Raw genomic sequence first — 22,349 nt, 5'->3', positions numbered from 1 at the left:
GCTCAATTTTCAATATTCAATGTTCAAAATAGTCCTTCAACTGTTCGGCATACGAAGCCAACTCCTGCGGTTCGCTGTTGCCAAAGCGGCGCCACACCTGCTGACAGGCCAATACCAAGTTTCCCTTCATCTCGTCCTTGCGATTCAGATATGGGTCGCAGTGCTGAAAAGCCTCCATCACATCTACCACCTCCTGGGGCTTCAGCCTCATCATCTTGGCCAATGCCTGCACCTCGGGGGTCTCGGGCACCATCGTAATAGGTGTTAAGCGAAAGTACTCATCCAGTATCAGCACCAGCATCATTGGTGTTAGCGTGGTATCATCAGCTATAGGCTTAAACTCCTTCTCGAAACTCTCAATCGTCTCCACCCCTTCGTAAAACTCCAGGGCGTTGTTGAATCCCCACATTTCGCGCAACAGGTTTACGGCCCGCTTCAGCTTACGCGGGTTCTGTCCGTACACCTCCCAGATGTGTTCGATGCGCGGTGTTTCGAGGTTGGCTATCTGGCACATTTTATTGAAGAGCTGCTGGGGTGCGATATGCAACTCCAGACTCAAATCAACCATTGCCTTGCTGTACATGGGCTTTATGCCAGTGGGTTTTTGTAAGTACAACTGCATGAGCAGAAGCCAGTATTCATCCTGCCATTTTGAGTTTTTTGCCATATTATGCGCTATTTTTTTGCAAAAATAGTGATTTTTTTGTATATTTGCACCGAAAAGGAGAAAAAACTATGAGAAAAGTGGTATTATTTGCCTTTTGGGCACTGTCGGTAGCCTCGGTGTGCGGTCAAAACGTTCGCGAAACGTTGAAACGCGATTTTCTGAAGGCTGGCAGTAACTACTATGCTTACCAGGGGCCAACACGCGAACTAACACCTCCGCCATCGGGCGAGAAGCCGTTTTACATCAGTAGCTATTCGCGCCACGGGTCGCGTTACCTCATCAAGGCCGAAGAGTACGACTACCCATATCTGGTACTGCTTAAAGCCGACAGTCTGGGCAAGCTTACCGAGTTGGGACAGAAGGCTCTGCGACTGCTTGGCTACCTGCGCGACGATGCGAGTGGCCGATATGGTGATCTGACCCCCCTGGGTGCCGTACAGCATCAGCAGATAGCCCAGCGCATGTACGACCGCTTTCCTGAGGTATTCGAGGGGCGCTCGGTTATCGAGGCCAAGAGTACGGTGGTTATCCGTTGCATCCTGTCGATGCAGCACGAGCTGTTGCAGCTGGCCAAGAACAATCCCAAGCTGATATTCAATACCGATGCCTCGCAGCACGATATGTACTACATGAACATGCAGGATTCGGTGCTGTACAAGCAGCGTTACTCAAAGAAAACCCAGCAGGCCTACAGGGATTTCTGCGCCAAGTACGCAATCCACAAGCCAGCCATGGGCAAGATGTTTAACGATTCGGTTTACTTTAACAGCGAGGTGGATGCCTACGAGCTTAACAAGGCCATTTTCAAGATTGCCTCGAGCGTTCAGGGCACCGAGATGCGCGAGCTGTTCAGTCTGTTCGACATCTACACCCCCGACGAGCTGTATAACAACTGGTTGCAGGCCAACGCTTTCTGGTACCTCAGCTTTGGCAGCAATCCCTACAATGGCGGCAAACAGCCGTTTACCCAGCGCCGCTTGCTGCAACGTATCATCGAGGATGCCGACAGCTGTATTATCCGCCCTCACCCGGGTGCCACGCTGCGTTTCGGACACGAGACGATTATCTTGCCGCTAACATGTCTGCTGGATCTTAACGGCTACGGCCGCACGATTCGCGATCTGGACCGTTTGGATATCGACGGCTGGATTAACTTCGAGGTGTTCCCCATGGCAGCCAACATCCAGTTTGTGTTCTACCGTAAGGACGAGAACGATCTTGACATTATCTTCAAGGTGCTACTTAACGAGAACGAGGCTACACTACCCATACCAACTGATATAGCACCCTACTATCACTATCGCGATTTCCGCGAACACTACATGAAGAAAATAAACGATTACGAACTGAAGTTAGCCAAGTCTAAACGCTAACATCAGGCTTCCACAATACTACGTGCCCCTCGTAAAGCGATGCGGGCACGTTTATTATGCGTTGGTTTGATGAGCCGCGGAACAGCAGGTCGGGATCTTTCAGTCGCTCGATAAAAGGTCCGTCAACCAGCACGTCGATATTCTCGAGCAGTTCGCGCTGATCTTCCTGTATCAGGCTCTCGAACGTAAAGCCTGTAAAGCACCAGATATCCTTATTGGTTTGCTGGTGTATGGCGCGTGCCAATTCGGCAAAGCCAGCAGCCTGATACATCGGGTCGCCACCCGAGAAGGTCACGTTGGCAAAGGGGTCGGCCACGATAATCTTCATCAGCTGCTGTGTGGTCATCTCGCGGCCACCATCAAATGCCCACGACTGCGGATTATGACAGCCTGGGCACTGATGATTGCATCCAGCACAATAGATGGACGTCCTGAACCCAGGCCCGTCCACCATTGTATCTTCTATGATATCTAATACTCTTATCATTTAAACAAGTCCTGATCCTGTGCGCTGTGGTCGATGTGGGTTACACGATCGTTCAGCTCGGCCAGCTTGCCGCTGTTCCAGCGATCGGTAGTACCTACCAGATAGCCGGTAATACGCTGCAACTTATCAATGTTGTTACTACCGCACTTAGGACACTTCTCCAGGTTGTCGTCGGCATTCTCGTAGCCGCAGTCCATGCAGCGGTTGCGGTTGTGGTTTACACTGCCGTAACCCATATCCAGCTGGTCCATCATGTCAACCACGCTCATAATTACCTGTGGGTTGTGGGTAGCGTCGCCGTCAATCTCTACGTAGAAGATGTGTCCACCACGAGTCAGGTTGTGGTAAGGAGCCTCAACCTCGGCCTTGTGGCGTGCACTACATTTATAATATACGGGCACGTGGTTAGAATTGGTATAGTAATCGCGATCGGTTACGCCGGGCACGATACCAAACTCCTTACGGTCCTTCTTGGTAAACTTTCCGCTCAATCCCTCGGCTGGTGTGGCCAGTACCGAGTAGTTGTGGTGGTAGCGCTCGCAGAACTCGTTAGCACGGTCGCGCATGTAAGTAACAATCTTCACACCCAGCGCCTGTGCTTCTTCGCTCTCGCCGTGATGCTTGCCAATCAGGGCTACCAAGCACTCAGCCAGTCCGATAAAGCCGATACCCAGTGTACCCTGGTTAATCACGCTCTCAATGCTGTCCATAGGCTTCAGCTTGTCGGCACCAATCCACAGGCACTGCATCAGCAGGGGGAACTGCTTGGCAAAGGCTGTCTTCTGGAACTGGAAGCGGTCGTCCAACTGCTTGGCAGTAATCTCCAGCATCTGATCCAGCTTGGCAAAGAACATGTCGATACGCTTCTGCTCGTCCTGCTCCTCGCGGCACTCCAGGGCCAGCTTTACAATGTTGATAGTCGAGAAGCTCAGGTTACCACGACCGATACTGGTCTTAGGTCCGAATCGGTTCTCGAACACACGTGTGCGGCATCCCATCGTAGCCACCTCGTGCACAAAGCGCTTAGGATCGTCGGCACGCCACTCGCTGTCCTGGTTAAAGCTTGCATCCAGGTTCAGGAAGTTAGGGAAGAATCGGCGGGCTGTAACCTTACATGCCAACTGATACAGATCGAAGTTGCGATCCTCGGGCAGGTAGTTCACGCCGCGCTTCTTTTTCCAGATCTGAATGGGAAAGATAGCTGTTTCGCCGTTACCCACACCCTCGTAGGTGCTCAGCAGTATCTCGCGCATCACGCAACGGCCCTCGGCACTGGTGTCGGTACCGTAGTTGATACTCGAGAACACCACCTGGTTACCACCACGCGAGTGGATTGTGTTCATATTGTGGATAAATGCCTCCATGGCCTGATGTACACGGGCCACCGTTTTGTTGATGGCATGCTGACGGGCACGATCTCTACCCTCCAGGCCATCCAGAGGGGCCTTGAGATAGTCCATCAAAGGCTCGTCGTACAAGTCCTGTAAGCTCTCACCATACAGGTCTTCGAGTGCTTTCAGTTCCTCGATATAGCTCAGGCGCACGAATGGTGCCAGATAAAAGTCGAAGGCAGGAATAGCCTGTCCGCCGTGCATCTCGTTCTGAGCGCACTCCAACGAGATACAAGCCAGTACGCTGGCCGTCTCGATACGCTTGGCAGCACGCGAGGCACCATGTCCGGCAGTAAAACCGTTCTGCAGGATGTTGTCCAATGGGTGCTGCACGCAAGTAAGACTCTTGGTAGGATAGTAATCCTTATCGTGAATGTGCAGATAGTTATGCTCAACGGCGTTGCGACTCTCCTCGCTCAGCAGATAGTCGTCTACGAATGGCTTGGTAGTCTCGCTGGCAAACTTCATCATCATGCCCGCAGGTGTATCGGCGTTCATGTTGGCGTTTTCGCGCGTCACATCGTTATTCTTAATGTTCACGATATCCAGGAACACCTCGCGAGTCTTGGCCTTACGGGCAATCGAGCGCTGGTTGCGGTAGGCAATGTACTTCTGAGCCACGTCCTTACGACTCGACTTCATCAGCTCCATCTCCACCAAGTCCTGAATCTCCTCTACCGTCATCTGACTCTCGCCACGCTGGGCAATACGGTCGGTAATCTGGTACAGCAGTCGCTCGTCCTCGCCTTTGTCAGTATGTAACATGGCCTTACGTATGGCGGCCATCACTTTCTGTTCGTTAAATCCCACTATGCGCCCATCGCGCTTCTTTACAGTTTGTATCATGAGGTTTCTAATTATTTATGATTAATTCTTCAATGTCTCGTTAAACGCCAGTGCGTACATCTTTATCTGCTTAACCATAGCCAGCAGTCCGTTGCTGCGAGTAGGCGACAGATGCTCTTTCAGTCCTATCTGCTCAATAAAATACAGGTCGGCATTCAGAATCTCCTGTGGCGTGTGGTCGCTCAGCACGCGTATCAACAGGGCCACGATACCCTTTACAATCAAGGCATCGCTCTCGGCGCTGAAGTGAATGTTACCATCCACCAGGTCGGCCTGCAACCATACACGACTCTGACAGCCGTCAATCAGGTTCTGTTCTGTTTTATACTTATCGTCCAGCGGCTCCTGCTCATTACCTAAGTCGATGAGTAGCTGATACTTATCCATCCAGTCGTCGAAACCACTGAACTCGTCGATAATCTCGTCTTGTATTTCGTTTATTGTCATAGCTTATATAATTTGCCTGCAAAGTTACTAAATTTCCCCTATCCCACCAAACATCTCCCGTATTAAATATGGTTAATATTTTGCCCCCATTTTTGTTATGTATTGATAAACAGAATCTTGCCCCGATTCCCTTTAGGCTTCACTGCAAAGAGAGGCCAAACGGTAGGGATTGCTACACGCTACAGTGCTACAGTTAGAAATCAAGTCGGCACCAAACCCAAACCAAATACCTATATTTATATAATATATATTATATATAATATAGACGTTAGTTGTAGGTGTGCAATGGCTCGAAAACTAACTGTAGCACTGTAGCGCGTAGCAGGCTGAAAATTTGCGTGTATTAATAGTAGCAATTGCTACCATTAATAGTAACAACCGCAACTATTAATAGGATACTGTTGTTTACTTCAGTATATTATACAGCAGCGTGGTGAGGGAGATGGCAATGCCGGTGGCGCTGAACCAGAGGGTGGTCATGGTACCGACACCTCGGGATTGGTGGTGTTAACGGTGATGGTGAGCTGGTCCTTGGGCATGATACGGGCATCGTAAAGGCGCTGAGAGCTACTCAGATCTACCTGCTCGCTGTTTTGCAGATAGGCCACATCACGACTGCTACCACACGAGGTGAACAGCATACTCATAATAAACAGCACCAGCACCAAACCTCCACCTACCGACCAGCGGCAGCGACGACTGCAGTGGCTTTGCGACTGGAGCACGGCGGGGCGATGGGCTATCATCTGGTAGATGGTGCCCCAATCGGGCAGTGGGCACAGACCGCTATCGTCGATAAACACATCTACATTCAGCTTGCGTGAGTAGGTGGGATTGCCGGCGGGCGTTTCTTCGGGGTAATTACTGTTAACAGCATAGAACTCTAAACCGCGCTGGCGACACCACTCTACGGCCTCCTGGAGCAAACGGCCCTCGCGACAGGTCCATAGTATTAACTGATGGTGGTCGCGGGTAAGCAACTTAAGGGTCTCGATGGCAAAGGGTTTCTCGTTGCCAATGTAAGGGTAACGGTTCTCAACGATGGTACCGTCGAAATCAACTGCAATAATCATCTCTTTATACTTTTATCGTTATTATTTCCGTAGTGCGAGTAGGCATAACGCCCGTAGCGACCATAAAAGCCGTAGCCATAATAATAGCCGTGCTTGCGCATCGACATGTCGATACTGGAGGCGGCATCATCGTCATCATCGTAGAGTAAGCGTTCTTCAAGATCGGCTACACTCAGCTTCTTGTCATCTGTCATAAAAAAATCTTCAGTACTTAGTAAGTTCAGGGCATTGTTCTGTGTTGTTATCCTATCATGTCCAGCCCGTTTAATTTTTCCTTTTGGGCTGCAAAGGTACTGAAAATCAGGGAGAAATAGACAAGAAAAAAGGAGAAATCGACGATTAGTGTAATTTAACACTCAACCTCATCGATTTCTCATATCAATCAAAACTCACTTAAACTTTACTGCATGCGCAGGCACATCATGGTAAGATCGTCGTTCGGATCGGCGCCGTCGCGGTGGCGCTGAACCTCGTTATAAAGGGTTTCAACTACCTGCTGGGCGCTCTCGAAATGGGTGTTGCGCAGGATAGATAGCAGCTGGTCGTCGCCAAACTGCTCGTGCTCGCGGTTCTCGGCCTCGTTCAGTCCGTCGGTATAAAGGAACAGCGCACGTCCCTTGATGGTATCAATCTCCTCGCCCTGGAACTCCAAACCCGGCAGCACACCGATAGGGAAGTTAGGCAGCATCTGCAGGAACTCACCATGGTGCTCGCCACCACCTATCACAGGTGGATTATGACCGGCATTACAGAACTTGAGGTGACCCGACTGCAGATTAACCATGCCCACAAACATGGTTACAAACATGTTGGTGGGGTTCTCGTCGCCCGACAGGGCCTCGTTCATGTGGGTACAGATATCGGCAGGTGCCATCTGCTGGTTGGCCAGCGTACGGAACAGGCGGGTTACCTGCGCCATAAACAGCGAGGCTGGCACACCCTTACCACTCACATCGCCCACGCAGAAGTACAGGTTATCGCCCTTGAGCAGATAGCCGTAAAGGTCGCCACCAACCTCCTTGGCGGGTGTCATTGAGGCATGCATATCCAGTCCCTCGCGGTTGGGGAACACACTGGGCAGCATGCTCATCTGTATGTTGCTGGCCACGTTAAGCTCACTCTCAATAGACGCTTTCTGGGCGGTGGTAAGCTTCAGCTCGTCGATATACCTTACCAGTGATTGCTGCATGTAACCGAACGAGTGACTGAGCTGACCAATCTCGTCGGTACGCTCAAAGTCGGGCAGTTCGGCATCAAAATTACCCGAGGCGATGGTCTCGGCCTCGCGTGCCAGGCGGTGCAAAGGCTTGAGCTCGCGCGTAATTACATTAATAAATACGCACAACATAACCAACAAGCCAACAAACACAATACCCATCACGGTGTGGCGCAGGCGGTTAAAGCCGCCAAAAATGTCGCTCTCGGGGCACACAATGGCCATAGAGCAGCCCGTTTTGCCCAGCGGCTTGTAGAACACGTAGCTATCCTTGCCATCTATCACCATACGGCGCATACCCTCTTCGCCACGCTGCATGGCATGGCCCAGGGCTGTCAGAGCCGTGTCGGGCTCCAGCATGGTCTGCGTAAAAATAGTCTGTCGGGTAATCTTGGTACTGTCGGGATGCACAAAGTACGTACCGCCACGACCTATCATAATACTGTAAGAGTTAGGATAGGGTTTTACTGCCGAGATGGTTTGCGACAACCAGTTGATAGACAAACTGGTGTTGATAACGCCAATTACCGCGCCCTGCTTGTTTTTGATGGCCTGACAGTAGGTAGTAACCATCTCGTAAGTATTGGTGGGCGCATCAAGATCCATGTAAGGATCGGTCCAGCAGGGGTGCCCCAGCAACGTGGGCATCAGGTACCAGTCCATAAAAAAGTACTGGTAGTTATCGCTACCGCCCTGCAGGGTACGAATACTGTCGCCCTCGTATTTTGAGTAGGCCGAGAAATAACGGCCATACTCCTTGAAATAGTAAGGCTCGAAGGCGATTGAGCACGAGTAGAAATCGGGATTATTACGCAGAGTACCCTCGCTATACACAAACATCGAGTCGGCCACGTTAGGATGGCGCTGCACCAGCCACACGGTCATGTTAGTGGCCACCTCAACACGGTTCAGGATACCCTCTACCTGCAGCGATGTACGATCAAGAATGGTGGTGGCACGATGGATGGCCTCCTGGCGCACTGCCTCGCGCGACTGATAGAACAGGAACCCGAGGGCAGCCACAAAGATAACGGCGGCAAACATTACCACCCACAAACTAACCCTGATGGATAGCTTACGACGTATATATGCAATTACTTCATTCATAACGGTCAACTATCATTTTGCTATTAACTCCTGGTATGTTACCTCGCGATCAAGCATGCGGTTCTGTACCATCAGGTGGCTGGCACGTTTTACCATATCGGGGCGCAAACGGAACTCGCGCTTCTTCGACTCGCGATCCACCTGCAGTCGCAACACCTCCTTCAGCATCAGCTGCTGCATCACACGGTTGGTACCAATCTTCTCCCTGTCCACATACTTCATCACGATATCAAGCGCTTCGTCGGGGTGCTTAGCCACATACTCCCACCCTTTCTTGCTGGCCTGGGCAAAGCGCATGGCCTTGTCGCGGTGCTTCTCGTAGTAGCTGCGCGCCATGTACACACCATCCTCCTGCACGTTGTAGCCGTGGTCGCAAAATCGGTACACGTTCTTATCGGTTACGGTAATACCTGCTTGCACCAGCTGGTAGTACTCGTTGTAGCTCATTGCCAGCGTAGCATCCAGAGCCCCCGCCACAAACAGATTCACGTTCTGGGCAAAACGCACAAACTCGTAGTTCAGGTGATCCATGATACTCATGCAGATGGCCAGCTGACCGAAGCCCACACTCCAGATACCCACGCGAGCGCCCTTTTGCTTGAGCGGGTCCTCGTTACGGGCCGATACAATCACCATGGCGTTGTTCATGGATGTTTGCAGAATGTTTACCAGTGGTACGCCGCCATCCACTATCTCCAAGGCCTGGCACAATTGCAACGTGGTGGCCTGGCACCGGTTCTGCTGCAATCGGGCCATGGCGGGCTGCGTGGGCGTGGGGTGCTCAATACGCACCTTTACACCGGCCTCGCGGTAAAAGCCCTTGGCCTCGGCCACATAATAGCCGGCAAACTGCGCCTGCGCCGTCCACTGGGGGGTAAACACAATGGTTTCGTCCTGTGCCGCCATTGTAAACGGTACCATACTAAAGCATAGGGTTAGGATGACCGTAAGCATCCGACGTTTCGTATCCATGACAGTATCAACAATATAGTTTTAAGAGGTTTCTGCGGTGGCAAAGATAGTGTTTTTTCCGTAAACATCCAAACGTTTCTGTAAACTTTTTGATTTTCGGGCTTCTTAAGAAAATATAAATCGGGCGATTGGCTGAAAAATAAGCCCATTTGGTTGAAGAGATTTGTATAGTTCAACCTTTCGGCATACCTTTGCACCAGAAAAAGTGATCAATAGTACATATAATTAATGGTAATGAGTTAGTTTTTTCATACATTTATAGTTTTTGTTAGTATAATGATTAGTAATTGGTTAGTAAGTTAGACAAATTAGGGGCGCAGTGATGCGCCCCTAATTTATTGTTATTCAGCAGGTTCAACCTGTTCGAGTTTAAACAGCTTATCGCTCTGACGTACCTTGCCTGTTACGGCTATCGATACGCGGGTGCCCTTCTCGGCAACCTCAACCGGACCGTTATCGCCGTGAATCTCTTCGGCCGTTACATACATCACACCGGTGGTAGGACCGGTAATCAGCATCTTGTCGCCTACCTTAAAGGTGTTTGCCTCAACCGTAAACTCAGCCACACCCAGGTTCGAGAAGTATTTCACGCCCTTACCAATGTAAACCTTGCGCTCGGTGGCGTTACTACCATAGTGTTTGTTCCACTCGCCCATGGTCTGACCCTGATAGTAGCCATCCCAGAAACCGCGGTTAAACACAGTAGCCAGACGGGCATCCCACTCGTCCTTCTTCTCCTCGGTAAACGTACCATCCAGCACAGCCTTAATGGCCTCCTTGTAGGCAGTAACCACGGTGTAAACATATTCGGGACCACGGGCACGACCCTCGATCTTAAATACACGCACGCCGCTCTTCATCATACGGTCGATAAAGCGTACGGTCTTCAGATCCTTCGGACTCATAATATATTTATTGTCGATATCCAGCTGGTAGCCAGTCTCGTTGTCGGTAGCGGTGTACGAACGGCGACAAATCTGAATGCACTCGCCGCGGTTGGCACTGCGGTTAGCAGCATGCAAACTCATGTAGCACTTACCGCTGATGGCCATGCACAGGGCACCATGACAGAACATCTCGATACGTATCTGCTTGCCACTGGGACCGCAGATGTGCTCCTCCTCAACCTGACGGAAAATCTCGGCCACCTGGTCCATGTTCAGCTCGCGGGCCAGCACTACCACATCGGCAAACTGTGCGTAGAACTTCAGGGCCTCGATATTAGAGATGTTAAGTTGGGTTGAGAGGTGAACCTCCTGACCCACCTTGCGACAGTAGGTCATTACAGCCACATCGCTGGCAATCACAGCCGAAATGCCAGCCTGCTTGGCGGCATCGATAATCTCGTGCATCAAGGGGATATCCTCGCCATAGATGATGGTATTAACTGTAAGGTAGCTCTTAATGCCATGTTCATCGCAGGTCTGGGCAATCTCGCGCAGATCGTCGATGGTAAAAGTAGTTGCCGAATGGGCACGCATGTTCAACTTCTCGATGCCGAAGTAAATACTGTCGGCACCAGCCTGTATTGCAGCTGCAAGGCTCTCGCGCGAGCCCACAGGTGCCATTATTTCGTAATCTTGTATCATATCCTTATTTTTTTACTCCATGGGGAAGAGACCGTACAGCTTCTGGTCGATAAGTTCGCAAACCTTCTGGAAGTCCTCTGGACGATCGCCAAACTTACAGGTATCACCATTCACAATAATCAGCGGACCTTTGTAGGTAGCAATCCAGTCCTCGTAACGTTTCTCCAATCCCTGCAGGTAATCCAGGCGCATGGTCTGCTCGTACTCACGTCCGCGCTTGGCAATCTGCTCTACCAGCGTAGGTATGCTCGAACGGATATAAATCATCAGGTCGGGCAGTTTCACGAGCGACATCATCAGGTCGAACAGGTCGGTATAGTTAGCAAAGTCGCGATCGCTCATCATTCCCTGATCGTGCAGGTTGGGCGCAAAAATGCGAGCGTCCTCAAAAATGGTACGATCCTGAATCAGAGTATCCTTGCTCTGCGAAATCTCAACCACCTCCTTAAAACGTTTGTTCAGGAAATAGATCTGAAGATTAAACGACCAACGAGGCATATCGGCATAGAAATCAGCCAGATACGGGTTATTATCAACTGGTTCGAAACGGGGAATCCAGTTGTAACGATGTGCCAACAACTTAGTAAGCGTGGTCTTGCCACTACCAATGTTTCCTGCTACTGCAATATGCATACTATCTTTACGTTAAAGATTAAATATTAAACATTAAAACAGTCCAAAGAGAGTTGCATCGATTTTGTCGATGATGCCAGAGAGGTCCTTAGGAATGTTAAGGAAGTCGAGATTGTCTTTCTCGATAGTAATCACACGGCCGGGGTATTTGTTCTTAATGAAATCGTCGTAACGACGGTTCAGGTTCTGCAGATACTCCAGCTGTATGCTCTGTTCGTAGTCGCGGCCACGCTTCTGGATATTGCTAACCAGATGGGGCACCGAAGCACGCAGATAAATCATCAGGTCGGGTACTTTCACCACCGTCATCATCTGCTCAAACAGTTCCATGTAAGTCTCGTAGTCGCGCTCGCTCAGGTTACCCATATCGCGGTTATTCTCCATAAACACATACACACCCTCGTAGATGGTACGGTCCTGAATAATAGTGTGATCAGCCTGAGCAATCGTAATCAGATCGCGGAAGCGTTCCTTCAGGAAATACACCTCCATATTAAACGACCAACGGTGAATATCGCGGTAGTAATCCTCGAGATACGGGTTATGCTCTACGGCCTCGAACCTCGGTTCCCAGCCATAGTGTTTGGCCAGGAGCTTGGTGAGCGTAGACTTGCCACTACCTATATTTCCTGCTACTGCGATATGCATACTTAATTGAATTGGGCTGCAAAGATACTACTTTTTCGGCACGTATTATGGATTTTATCGATTTTTTTTCGTTCGGCCATATATTTTTCATGTTAATTCGCAGAATTCGCTCCAAAATATATTATCTTTGCAGCATGAAACTTAAAACCGTGATGGCATGTGCAGTTGCTTTGGTGATGCTGATGGGAAGTTGTGCCCACCAGCCAAGTGTCTATACCCCTGGGGGCAAGCACTTTACCAACGAAGTACTGAACCGCATGACCCCCATTAAGGACCAGGGCGAAAGCCAGACTTGCTGGATTTACGCCATGCTGGCCGCCATTGAGACCGAGCACCTGAGCTGGGGCGACTCGGTAAACCTGTCACCCTACTATATCGAGAAGATGATTGAGCAGGAGAAGGCCTGTCCCGCCACCAAGCGTGGCGAGCCCACCACCCTTATCAGCATGATTGAGAAATACGGCATATGCGGCTACGACGCCATGCGCAAGATTACGACGCCCGCCCCCCAGTGGGTGTTTATGCTGGGCGCACAGTACACCCCGCAGGAGTTTGCCCGCAGCGTGTGCAAGCCTGGCGAGTACATTGCCCTGACCAGCAACAGCCATCAGTCCTATAACGAGGAGGCCGAGCTGGAGGTGCCCGACAACTGGACCCACGAGCGCTATCTGAACATACCGATGGACTCGCTGCTGGCTAAGACCGAGCGTGCCGTGCGTAACCACCACGGTGTGTGCTGGGAAGACGAGAACCACGCCATGGCCATCGTAGGCTTGGCCCACGACGAGGATGGCGAGCGCTACTTTATCATGAAGAACTCGTGGGGCGACCAAGGTCCGTACGGCGGACTGGAATACTATCCCATGGCACGTTTCTGCCAGGAAACCGTAGCCGTAGAGATGACTAACCAAGCATATCAGAACTAACTTATATCAATAAATATGATTTATAACGAAATCGGGAAAACAGGTATGAAGGTATCGAACTTAGGTTTTGGTGCCTCATCGCTGGGCGGCGTGTTCCATAGCATCCGCGAAGAAGAGGGAATAGAGGCTGTACACACAGCCGTTGACAATGGTATCAACTTTATCGACGTGTCGCCCTACTATGGTCACCTGAAGGCCGAAACCGTACTGGGCAAGGCGCTGAAGGAGATTCCACACAGTAAGTATTTCATATCTACCAAAGTGGGCCGCTACGGACATAACGGCGTGAACACCTGGGACTACAGCGCCAAGCGCGCTCAGGAGAGTGTGTACGAGAGTATGGAACGCCTGAACGTGGATTACATCGACCTGATTAATGTACACGACATTGAGTTCCAGGGCGACATGGAAGGCGGCCTGCAACTGATTGTTGACGAAACCCTGCCTGCACTGGTAGAACTTCGCGAAAAAGGTATTGTAAAGCACGTGGGTATTACCGACCTGCAGCCCGAGAACCTGAAGTGGGTGGTAGAGCATGCCCCCGAGGGTACGGTAGAAAGCATCCTGAACTTCTGCCACTACTCGCTGAACGACACCCTGCTGGCCGATTACCTGGGATTTTTTGAGCAGCACAACGTAGGTGTTATCAACGCCTCGCCATTCTCAATGGGCCTGCTGTCGCAACGTGGCGCCCCCGCATGGCACCCAGCTGGCAAGGATTTGCAGGAGGCTTGTGCCAAGGCTGCCAAGTACTGCGAAGAGCAGGGCTATCCTATCGACAAGCTGGCCATCCAGTTCTCAACCAGTCTGAATCCACGCATCGCTACTACCCTGTTCAGCAGCGCCAACCCCAAGAACGTGCTCAAGAACATACAGTACGTTAACGAGCCTATGGACGAGCAGCTGGTTAAGAAGGTACAGGAGATTATCGGCGACCAAATGTTTGTAAGATGGAAAAACTCATAATTGATGCCCACAGTCATCTGTGGCTGAACCAGGACACGGTGGTTAACAACCAGCGTATCTGCCAGTTAGAGCCCAACCGCAGTCGCTCGCTGTTTTTCGGCGAGGAGCGACAGATGTTGCCGCCATTTATGACCGACGGACAGAATACGGCCGAGCGCTTTCTGAGTAACATGGACTACGCCCAGGTGGCAGCCGCCGTGGTTACGCAGGAGTTTATCGACGGCATACAAAATAGCTACCTGCTACAGGTAGAGAGCCGCTACCCCAACCGTTTTTTCACCTTCGGTATGCTGGATTACCGCAATCCCGACTTTATGCAGAACGCTCCAGGCGTGGTAGAGGCCTTTAAAGGCATCAAGATACCCGCTGCCCGATTACCCCAGCAGTTCCTAACCGATGCAATGTTGCAGTTGTTGCAGTTGATGGAGAAGCAGGGTAAGATACTAGGCATCGAGTTGCAGGACGGCGACACACAGGTAGGACAGATGGAAGAGCTGATACAGGAGTGCCCCAACCTGAAAATAGCCATCGGCCATTTCGGCATGGTAACACGCGAGGGTTGGATGAGTCAGATTAGCCTGGCACGCCACAAGAACGTATACGTGGAAAGCGGTGGTATTACCTGGCTGTTTAACGACGAGTTCTACCCCTTCCCATCAGCCATCCGCGCCATTAAGCAGGCTGCCGACGAGGTGGGCATGGACAAGTTGATGTGGGGTAGCGATTATCCCCGCACCATCACCGCCATCACCTACAAGATGAGTTACGACTTTGTAGAAAAATCGGCCGACCTAACCGCCGATGAGAAGCGTATGTTCCTAGGCCAGAACGCCAAGCAGTTCTTCGGCTTCGGCGAGCTGCCCGAGCTCCCTTACATCAAAAACATGAGCGAATAGTATAATAGTAAATAGTGAAATAGTCAAATAATCCAATGAAAGCAATACAGATTCCTGGCGAGCGCCAGATGGAAATAGTAAACATTCCTGAGCAGGAAATGAAGCCCAACGAGGTGCTGCTGCGCCTCAAGTATGTAGGTTTTTGTGGTTCCGACCTGAGCACATGGCTGGGTAAGAACCCCATGGTAAAAATGCCCGTTATACCTGGCCACGAGGTGGGTGCCGTGATTGAAAAGGTGGGTGCCGACGTGCCCGAACACCTGAAGCCCGGCATGGTGGTAACCTGCAATCCTTACACTAACTGCGGCAAGTGCGCCTCGTGCCGTAACCAGCGCGTAAACGCCTGTCAGCATAACGAAACACTAGGCGTACAGCGCAACGGTGCCATGCGCGAGTTCATCGCTCTGCCTTGGGAGAAGGTGATTCCCGCTGGTAATCTCGATCCCCGCACCTGCGCCCTCATCGAGCCTATGAGTGTTGGTTTCCACGCCGTGAATCGTGCCCAAGTAACCGATATCGACGCCGTAGTGGTGATTGGTTGCGGTATGGTTGGCATGGGAGCTATCGTACGTTCGGCCCTGCGCGGTGCTACCGTGATTGCTGCCGATATCGACGACGAGAAGCTGGCACTGGCCAAGGAGATGGGCGCCACTTACGCCATCAACACCAAGACCGAGGATGTACATGCCCGATTGCTGGAGCTGACCGAGGGTTTCGGTCCCGATGTAATTATCGAGGCTGTGGGTAGCGCACCTACCTACCAGATGGCTGTAAACGAAGTAGCTTTCACCGGTCGCGTGGTTTGCATCGGCTATGCCAAGACCGACGTATCGTTCCAAACCAAGTTCTTTGTACAGAAGGAGCTCGACATTCGTGGTTCGCGTAATGCCCAGCCACAGGATTTCCGTGCAGTGATCCACTACCTGGAGCGTGGCACATGTCCGGTTGACCGTCTGATTAGTGCCGACGTAGCACCCGAGCAGGCCCCCAAGGCCATGCTGCAGTGGAGCGAGGCACCTGGCAAGGTATTCCGTATCTTAGTTCACTTCTAAAAACCTACTAAAGAAAATGGAAAAGCAACAACAATCTCTGATAGTCAAGGATGGGGTTAACTACCTCATCCCCTTTATACTCGTAACATTCTGCTTTGCACTCTGGGGCTTTGCCAACGATATTACCAACCCCATGGTGAAAGCATTCTCTAAAATCTTCCGCATGAGCGTAACCGATGGTACACTGGTGCAGGTAGCGTTCTATGGCGGTTACTTCTGCATGGCGTTTCCTGCAGCCATCTTTATCCGTAAGTTCTCGTACAAGGCGGGCGTATTGATGGGACTCGGACTCTATGCTGCCGGTGCCCTGCTGTTCTTCCCTGCCAAGGCCATCGGTATCTACGGCTGTTTCCTCATCGCCTACTTTATCATGACGTGCGGACTCTCGTTCCTCGAAACTTCGTGCAACCCTTACATTCTGACCATGGGCCCAGCCGAAACAGCTACGCGCCGCCTGAATATGGCACAGTGCTTTAACCCCTGCGGCTCTATCATCGGTATGTTTGTGGCCATGAACTTTATTCAGGCCAAGCTCAACCCCATGAGCAGCGACGAGCGTGCCCTGCTGAGCGACACAGAGTTCGAGGCACTGAAGGATGCCGACCTGAGCGTACTGATTTCGCCTTACCTGATTATCGGACTGGTGATTGTGGGCATGCTACTACTGATGCGCTTTACCAAGATGCCCAAAATCGGCGATGCCAACCACGACATCCACTTCCTGGTAACCATCAAGCGAATCTTTGCACTCAAATACTACCGCGAGGGTGTGATTGCCCAGTTCTTCTATGTAGGTGCGCAGATTATGTGCTGGACCTTTATTATACAATATGGTACGCGCGTATTTATGGCCGAGGGTATGGACGAACAGGCTGCCGAAGTACTGTCGCAGCGATTCAACATCTTTGCCATGCTGTTCTTCATCTGTTCGCGTTTCATCGCCACCTTCTTGATGAAATACGTAAAGCCCGCCATGCTGCTGGCCATCTTTGGTGTACTGGCCATGGTATTTACACTGGGTGTTATCGGTTTCCAGGATCGTTTGGGCATGTACTGTCTGGTATGCGTTAGCGGTTGCATGTCGCTCATGTTCCCCACCATCTATGGTATTGCACTCGACGGACTGGGCGACGATGCCAAGTTTGGTGCAGCAGGTCTTATCATGGCCATCTTAGGCGGTTCGGTACTGCCCCCGCTGCAGGCTATGATTATCGACGAGGGCACGTTGATGGGTATGCCAGCCACCAACATCTCGTTCGTACTGCCACTCATCTGTTTCCTCGTGGTAACAGCCTACGGTTATCGTATTCATATCAAGAAACATTTATAATTCCCATGAAGCAGTTTTTGATTATACTTACCATCTGCTTGGGATCGCTCAGCCTGTCGGCTCAGCAGCCCGTATCGCCTAATGGCAAACTGACTGTTACCAACAGCGGCCAGGGCATCATCGTGAACTATCAGCAGCAAGAGGTGCTGAATATCCCCGTACTGGGCTACGAGGGCATCAAAAGCAATCGGCTGAAATTTAAGCCCATTGGCAAAGTCACAGCCAACTATCAGATGCTGGCAGGCAAAAAATCTACCTGCACCAACGAGGCCAACGAGTATGTGGCAAAGTTGAGCGGCAACCTGCAGCTGGTACTGCGCCTGTATAACGACGGTGCAGCCTTCCGCTATGAACTGAGCGGACTGAAAGGCAAGCTGCCCAAGGAGAAGACAGCCTACATGATTCCCGAAGGCACCAAGCGCTGGATGCTGCAGTGGACCGACAGCTACGAGGGATTCTACCCCATGAGCACCACAGGCAAGATAAAACCTATCGGACGCATGGCTGGCGTGGTAAAATCCGACGAGGGTTACAACCTGCGCTGGGGATTCCCCACACTGGTTGAGCCACAGGAGGGTGTATTCATGCTGCTCTCCGAAGCTAACATCGAGCGCAACCAGGCTGCAGCATGCCTCTATACCGATGGCGAGCTGCTGCGCGTCACACCCGACGTAAACGAGGTCAACCTCAAAGGCAAGTGGCATTCACCTTGGCGCATCGCTATCATCGGCAGCATGCAGGACCTGATTCAGAGCACCTTGGTAACCGACGTAAGCGAGCCTTGCAAACTAAGCGATACCAGTTGGATTAAACCCGGCGTTGTATCATGGATCTACTGGGCATACAACCATGGTTCGAACGACTACAATATTATTAAGAAATACGTAGATATGGCTGTTACCCTGAAGCTGCCTTACGTGCTGATTGATGCTGAGTGGGATGAGATGAAGGACGACAAGACCATCGAGGATGCCGTAGCTTATGCCAACTCGAAGGGTGTTAAACCCATGATTTGGTATAACTCATCAGTAGGCTGGATTGATGGTGCCCCCACACCGAAGTTCCGCCTGAACAAGCCCGAAGACCGTGAAAAGGAGTTTGCCTGGTGCGAGAAGATTGGCGTAGCTGGTGTAAAGATCGACTTCTTCTCAGGCGACTGTCAGCGCGATATGACTTACTGTATCGACCTGCTGGAGAGTGCCGCCAAGCATCATCTGCTGGTTAACTTCCATGGTGCCACCGTACCTCGTGGATGGCAGCGCACCTACCCCAACCTCATGTCGACCGAGGGTGTGTATGGTGCCGAGTGGTACAACAACGTGCCCACATTTACCAACGTAGCAGCCAGTCATAACACCACACTACCCTTTACCCGTAACATCATCGGTCCTATGGACTACACACCATGTACCTTCAGCGATTCACAGCATCCACATATTACCAGCGATGCCCACGAACTGGCTCTGACCGTACTGTACGAGAGTGCCCTGCAGCACCTGGCCGACAAACCCGAGAGCTATCTGGTTCAGCCTCAGCAGGTACAGGATTTCTTCGGAAAGCTGCCCACCACATGGGATGAGACCCGCTACGTGAGCGGTTATCCCGGCGAGAGCGTAGTACTGGCCCGACGCAGCGGCGAAACCTGGTACGTAGCTGGTATCAACGGTACCGACAACAAGAAGGTGCTTGATGTAGATTTGAGCTTTATCAGTGGCGCCAAGTGCGTGCAGACCTTTGCCGATGCCGACCCAGCCCAGTATCAACTGTCAGGCAATAAGGATTGGCTGATTACCAAGGGCAATCAGATACCCAAGCAAATCGCCACCCAACCCCGTGGTGGTTTCGTGCTGGTCATCAAATCACAAAAATAAACATTTTTATGAAGGATTTTAATTTCTATGCCCCTACCGAGGTGGTGTTTGGAGAACAGAGTGAAGAGCAGGTAGCTGCGCTGGTAAAGAAGTATGGCGGCACAAAGGTGCTGGTACATTATGGCGGACAAAGCGCTAAGCGTTCTGGTTTGCTCGACAAGATTTGTGGTTTACTGAGCGATGGCGGCGTTGAGTATGTTACGCTGGGAGGCGTAGTGCCCAATCCCCGTTTATCGTTGGCTCAGCAGGGCATCGAACTCTGCCGTAAGGAGGGTATCGACTTTATCCTGGCCATAGGTGGCGGTAGTGTTATCGACTCGGCTAAGTGTATTGGCTACGGTGTACCTTTCGAGGGTAACGTATGGGATATCTACATGGGTAAGGCCCAACCTAAGACCATGCTGCCCGTAGCAGCGGTGCTTACCATTCCTGCTGCTGGTAGTGAGATGAGCGAAAGCTCAGTGATTACTAATGAGGACGGCGATGTAAAGGTGGGTTACAGTAACAATCTGAGTCGCCCCAAGTTTGCTATTCTGAATCCTCGTCGCACCATGACATTGCCTCCTTACCAGACGGCAGCCGGTGTTACCGATATGATGATGCATACCATGGAACGTTACTTTACCAAGGACGATGATATGGACTTTACTACCGATTTGGCCGAGGCTGCACTGCGTAGTATCAAGAACGCAGTATTCCCTGTGCTGAAGAATCCTGAGGACTATCGCTACCGTGCACAGATTATGTAGGGCGGTTCGCTGATGCATAACGACCTGACTGGCTGCGGTGCTATCGGCGATTGGGCTACCCACCAGCTGGAGCACGAGCTCAGTGGCATGTTCGACGTAACCCATGGTGCCGGTCTGGCTGCCATCTGGCCAAGTTGGGCCCGCTATACCATGCACGAGAATCTGAGCAGATTTGTGCGTTTTGCCGTTAACGTAATGGATGTACCCAACGACTTTACCGATCCCGAAGGCACAGCCGAAAAGGGAATCCTGGCCATGGAGCGTTTCTATCATGCCATCGGTATGCCTATCAACATCAAGGAACTGATTGGCAAGGACATCACCGACGAAGAAATCAAGGAGATGGTACGCAAGTGCAGTCGTAACAACACCATTACCTGCGGTAACCTGAAGGTGCTGAAGGCCGAGGATATGGAGGCAATCTACAAAATGGCACGCGGATGAAGATATTAATGATAGGTGGCACGGATTACGCGAATTAACACGGATTATGATTCATTTAAAGCAATTTTTCGCTCTTTATATAAAAAATCTGTGTTAATCCGTGTAATCAGTGCCAACTTTTTATTACCTTTGCACCCAAAATTTAAGAGCATTATGGAATCTAAGTTAGTAATTTACAATACTTTGACACGACAGAAGGAGCGTTTCGAGCCCCTTCACGCCCCCAACGTGGGTATGTATGTTTGTGGTCCTACCGTGTATGGCGATCCCCATCTGGGACACGCCCGTCCTGCGATTACTTTCGACCTGGTGTTCCGTTATCTGAAGCACCTGGGGTATAAAGTACGTTATGTACGTAATATTACCGACGTAGGTCACTTGGAGCACGATGCCGACGAGGGTGAGGATAAGATTGCCAAGAAAGCCCGCTTGGAGCAGTTGGAGCCTATGGAGATTGCCCAGTACTACACCAACCGCTATCATGCGGCTATGGATGCACTGAATGTGCTGCGCCCCTCTATCGAGCCCCATGCCACTGGTCATATCATCGAGCAGCAGCAACTGGTTCAGCAGATTCTCGACAATGGCTTTGCTTACGAGAGCAACGGTTCTATCTACTTTGATATCGAAGCTTACAACAAGAAGTTCCAGTATGGTATTCTTTCAGGTCGTTCGCTCGAGAACGTGAAGGATGCCAGTCGTGAGCTCGACGGTGTAGGCGAGAAGCGCAACCAGGCCGACTTTGCCCTGTGGAAGAAGGCTCAGCCCGAGCACATCATGCGCTGGCCTAGTCCTTGGAGCGACGGATTCCCCGGTTGGCACTGCGAGTGCACAGCCATGGGCCGCAAGTACTTAGGCGAAGAGTTCGACATCCATGGTGGTGGTATGGACCTGGTATTCCCACACCACGAGTGCGAGATTGCACAGGCACAGGCCTCGATGGGTCACCCCGCTGTAAAATACTGGATGCATAACAACATGCTGACCATCAACGGACAGAAGATGGGTAAGTCGTATAACAACTTCATCACCCTCGAGCAGTTCTTCACCGGCAATCACCCATTGCTGAAGAAGGCCTACTCACCGATGACCATCCGTTTCTTCGTGCTCAGCGCTCACTACCGTGGCACGGTAGATTTCTCGAACGAGGCCTTGGAGGCTGCCGAGAAGGGATTGGAGAAGATGATGAACGCCATTGCCGACTTGGAGCGTGTTCAGGTAGCCGACAAGTGCGATGCCGAGACTGAGAAGGTAGTTAAGGCTCTGCGCCAGAAGTGCTACGACGCCATGAACGACGACCTGGCAACCCCACAGGTGATCAGTTATCTGTTCGAAGCTTGCACCGTGGTGAACAAGCTCACCGACCACAAAGCCACCATCTGCGCCGACTGCCTGCAGGAGCTGAAGGAAACCATGCACCTCTTTGCCGAGGATATTCTGGGCTTGAAGGCCGAGAAGAGCGGCACCAACGATGAGCGCGAGGCTGCCTTTGGTAAGGTAATGGATATGGTACTGGAACTGCGTGCTAAGGCCAAGGCTGATAAGGACTGGGCTACCAGCGATAAGATTCGCGATGAACTCGCAGCAGCCGGTTTCGAGGTGAAGGACACCAAGGATGGTGTTACCTGGAAACTGAACAAATAGATAAAACAAACAAGTATCTCTT

At 51.3% G+C, this 22,349-nt stretch carries 18 protein-coding genes and 2 pseudogenes; 9 read left to right on the top strand and 11 right to left on the bottom strand.

What is annotated here, in order from left to right:
• Positions 1 to 16 precede the first annotated feature (16 nt).
• On the bottom strand, positions 17 to 667 hold the full coding sequence (locus tag PRU_RS14650; RefSeq protein ID WP_033150470.1) for a hypothetical protein: 651 nt from the start codon (positions 665 to 667) through the stop codon (positions 17 to 19).
• Positions 668 to 735: 68 nt separating this feature from the next.
• Between PRU_RS14650 and PRU_RS14645 the strand changes: the two genes are divergently transcribed.
• Positions 736 to 2,040 (top strand): histidine-type phosphatase, encoded by a 1,305-nt coding sequence (locus tag PRU_RS14645; protein ID WP_013064560.1) that lies wholly within the window; start codon positions 736 to 738, stop codon positions 2,038 to 2,040.
• On the opposite strand, the gene nrdG is transcribed toward PRU_RS14645, so the two are convergent.
• The 10 genes and pseudogenes from nrdG to PRU_RS14595 all read right to left on the bottom strand — a co-directional run bounded on the left by nrdG (position 2,030) and on the right by PRU_RS14595 (position 12,449).
• On the bottom strand, positions 2,030 to 2,527 hold the full coding sequence (nrdG, locus tag PRU_RS14640; protein WP_013063954.1) for an anaerobic ribonucleoside-triphosphate reductase activating protein: 498 nt from the start codon (positions 2,525 to 2,527) through the stop codon (positions 2,030 to 2,032). The genes PRU_RS14645 and nrdG overlap by 11 nt on opposite strands.
• Positions 2,524 to 4,764, bottom strand: a complete 2,241-nt coding sequence (locus PRU_RS14635) for an anaerobic ribonucleoside triphosphate reductase (RefSeq protein WP_013064836.1) — start codon at positions 4,762 to 4,764, stop codon at positions 2,524 to 2,526. Before PRU_RS14635 ends, nrdG begins: the two co-directional genes overlap by 4 nt.
• Positions 4,765 to 4,785: 21 nt before the next feature.
• Positions 4,786 to 5,211 (bottom strand): SufE family protein, encoded by a 426-nt coding sequence (locus tag PRU_RS14630; RefSeq protein ID WP_013065510.1) that lies wholly within the window; start codon positions 5,209 to 5,211, stop codon positions 4,786 to 4,788.
• Positions 5,212 to 5,951: 740 nt separating this feature from the next.
• Positions 5,952 to 6,284, bottom strand: a pseudogene (locus PRU_RS16385) (BT0820 family HAD-type phosphatase); the annotation flags it as partial.
• Complete coding sequence (locus PRU_RS14620; protein ID WP_041386406.1) at positions 6,281 to 6,478, bottom strand: hypothetical protein; 198 nt, start codon at positions 6,476 to 6,478, stop codon at positions 6,281 to 6,283. The pseudogene PRU_RS16385 and the gene PRU_RS14620, both read right to left, overlap by 4 nt.
• Positions 6,479 to 6,684: 206 nt before the next feature.
• Positions 6,685 to 8,607, bottom strand: a complete 1,923-nt coding sequence (locus tag PRU_RS14615) for a SpoIIE family protein phosphatase (RefSeq protein ID WP_013063482.1) — start codon at positions 8,605 to 8,607, stop codon at positions 6,685 to 6,687.
• Between the two features lie 12 nt (positions 8,608 to 8,619).
• A complete protein-coding gene (locus PRU_RS14610) occupies positions 8,620 to 9,528 on the bottom strand; it encodes an ABC transporter substrate-binding protein (protein ID WP_224082999.1) in 909 nt (302 codons plus the stop codon).
• A 392-nt stretch (positions 9,529 to 9,920) separates the two neighbouring features.
• Positions 9,921 to 11,168 (bottom strand): peptidase U32 family protein, encoded by a 1,248-nt coding sequence (locus PRU_RS14605; protein WP_013065324.1) that lies wholly within the window; start codon positions 11,166 to 11,168, stop codon positions 9,921 to 9,923.
• A gap of 12 nt (positions 11,169 to 11,180) precedes the next feature.
• Positions 11,181 to 11,801, bottom strand: coding sequence for a deoxynucleoside kinase (locus PRU_RS14600; protein ID WP_013064125.1), 621 nt, complete (start codon positions 11,799 to 11,801; stop codon positions 11,181 to 11,183).
• Positions 11,802 to 11,834: 33 nt separating this feature from the next.
• Entirely contained in the window at positions 11,835 to 12,449 is a 615-nt protein-coding gene (locus PRU_RS14595) for a deoxynucleoside kinase (protein ID WP_013065311.1), read from the bottom strand.
• A gap of 134 nt (positions 12,450 to 12,583) precedes the next feature.
• On the opposite strand from PRU_RS14595, the gene PRU_RS14590 reads away from it, so the two are divergent.
• The 8 genes and pseudogenes from PRU_RS14590 to cysS all read left to right on the top strand — a co-directional run bounded on the left by PRU_RS14590 (position 12,584) and on the right by cysS (position 22,327).
• Positions 12,584 to 13,375, top strand: a complete 792-nt coding sequence (locus PRU_RS14590) for a C1 family peptidase (protein ID WP_041386400.1) — start codon at positions 12,584 to 12,586, stop codon at positions 13,373 to 13,375.
• Between the two features lie 15 nt (positions 13,376 to 13,390).
• Entirely contained in the window at positions 13,391 to 14,341 is a 951-nt protein-coding gene (locus PRU_RS14585) for an aldo/keto reductase (RefSeq protein WP_013063211.1), read from the top strand.
• Positions 14,326 to 15,237, top strand: coding sequence for an amidohydrolase family protein (locus PRU_RS14580; RefSeq protein ID WP_013065168.1), 912 nt, complete (start codon positions 14,326 to 14,328; stop codon positions 15,235 to 15,237). Before PRU_RS14585 ends, PRU_RS14580 begins: the two co-directional genes overlap by 16 nt.
• A gap of 35 nt (positions 15,238 to 15,272) precedes the next feature.
• On the top strand, positions 15,273 to 16,289 hold the full coding sequence (locus PRU_RS14575) for a zinc-binding alcohol dehydrogenase family protein (protein WP_013064398.1): 1,017 nt from the start codon (positions 15,273 to 15,275) through the stop codon (positions 16,287 to 16,289).
• Between the two features lie 16 nt (positions 16,290 to 16,305).
• On the top strand, positions 16,306 to 17,619 hold the full coding sequence (fucP, locus tag PRU_RS14570) for an L-fucose:H+ symporter permease (RefSeq protein WP_013063200.1): 1,314 nt from the start codon (positions 16,306 to 16,308) through the stop codon (positions 17,617 to 17,619).
• Between the two features lie 5 nt (positions 17,620 to 17,624).
• Positions 17,625 to 19,490, top strand: coding sequence for a glycoside hydrolase family 97 protein (locus PRU_RS14565; protein WP_013063726.1), 1,866 nt, complete (start codon positions 17,625 to 17,627; stop codon positions 19,488 to 19,490).
• An 8-nt stretch (positions 19,491 to 19,498) separates the two neighbouring features.
• A pseudogene (locus PRU_RS14560) lies at positions 19,499 to 20,683 on the top strand (iron-containing alcohol dehydrogenase).
• Positions 20,684 to 20,836: 153 nt separating this feature from the next.
• Positions 20,837 to 22,327, top strand: a complete 1,491-nt coding sequence (gene cysS, locus PRU_RS14555; protein WP_013065397.1) for a cysteine--tRNA ligase — start codon at positions 20,837 to 20,839, stop codon at positions 22,325 to 22,327.
• Positions 22,328 to 22,349 lie beyond the last annotated feature (22 nt).

It is taken from the genome of Xylanibacter ruminicola 23, assembly GCF_000025925.1.
Taxonomy (GTDB): domain Bacteria; phylum Bacteroidota; class Bacteroidia; order Bacteroidales; family Bacteroidaceae; genus Prevotella; species Prevotella ruminicola.
Note: the sequence above shows the minus strand (reverse complement) of the source record. Positions and strands in the feature narration are given on the sequence as shown.

Excerpts from the sequence above, each read along its gene's own strand:
- PRU_RS14650 (WP_033150470.1), bottom strand. The coding sequence starts at position 667 with ATGGCAAAAAACTCAAAATGGCAGGATGAATACTGGCTTCTGCTCATG.
- PRU_RS14645 (WP_013064560.1), top strand. The coding sequence starts at position 736 with ATGAGAAAAGTGGTATTATTTGCCTTTTGGGCACTGTCGGTAGCCTCG.
- nrdG (WP_013063954.1), bottom strand. The coding sequence starts at position 2,527 with ATGATAAGAGTATTAGATATCATAGAAGATACAATGGTGGACGGGCCT.
- PRU_RS14635 (WP_013064836.1), bottom strand. The coding sequence starts at position 4,764 with ATGATACAAACTGTAAAGAAGCGCGATGGGCGCATAGTGGGATTTAAC.
- PRU_RS14630 (WP_013065510.1), bottom strand. The coding sequence starts at position 5,211 with ATGACAATAAACGAAATACAAGACGAGATTATCGACGAGTTCAGTGGT.
- PRU_RS14620 (WP_041386406.1), bottom strand. The coding sequence starts at position 6,478 with ATGACAGATGACAAGAAGCTGAGTGTAGCCGATCTTGAAGAACGCTTA.
- PRU_RS14615 (WP_013063482.1), bottom strand. The coding sequence starts at position 8,607 with ATGAATGAAGTAATTGCATATATACGTCGTAAGCTATCCATCAGGGTT.
- PRU_RS14610 (WP_224082999.1), bottom strand. The coding sequence starts at position 9,528 with ATGGTACCGTTTACAATGGCGGCACAGGACGAAACCATTGTGTTTACC.
- PRU_RS14605 (WP_013065324.1), bottom strand. The coding sequence starts at position 11,168 with ATGATACAAGATTACGAAATAATGGCACCTGTGGGCTCGCGCGAGAGC.
- PRU_RS14600 (WP_013064125.1), bottom strand. The coding sequence starts at position 11,801 with ATGCATATTGCAGTAGCAGGAAACATTGGTAGTGGCAAGACCACGCTT.
- PRU_RS14595 (WP_013065311.1), bottom strand. The coding sequence starts at position 12,449 with ATGCATATCGCAGTAGCAGGAAATATAGGTAGTGGCAAGTCTACGCTC.
- PRU_RS14590 (WP_041386400.1), top strand. The coding sequence starts at position 12,584 with ATGAAACTTAAAACCGTGATGGCATGTGCAGTTGCTTTGGTGATGCTG.
- PRU_RS14585 (WP_013063211.1), top strand. The coding sequence starts at position 13,391 with ATGATTTATAACGAAATCGGGAAAACAGGTATGAAGGTATCGAACTTA.
- PRU_RS14580 (WP_013065168.1), top strand. The coding sequence starts at position 14,326 with ATGGAAAAACTCATAATTGATGCCCACAGTCATCTGTGGCTGAACCAG.
- PRU_RS14575 (WP_013064398.1), top strand. The coding sequence starts at position 15,273 with ATGAAAGCAATACAGATTCCTGGCGAGCGCCAGATGGAAATAGTAAAC.
- fucP (WP_013063200.1), top strand. The coding sequence starts at position 16,306 with ATGGAAAAGCAACAACAATCTCTGATAGTCAAGGATGGGGTTAACTAC.
- PRU_RS14565 (WP_013063726.1), top strand. The coding sequence starts at position 17,625 with ATGAAGCAGTTTTTGATTATACTTACCATCTGCTTGGGATCGCTCAGC.
- cysS (WP_013065397.1), top strand. The coding sequence starts at position 20,837 with ATGGAATCTAAGTTAGTAATTTACAATACTTTGACACGACAGAAGGAG.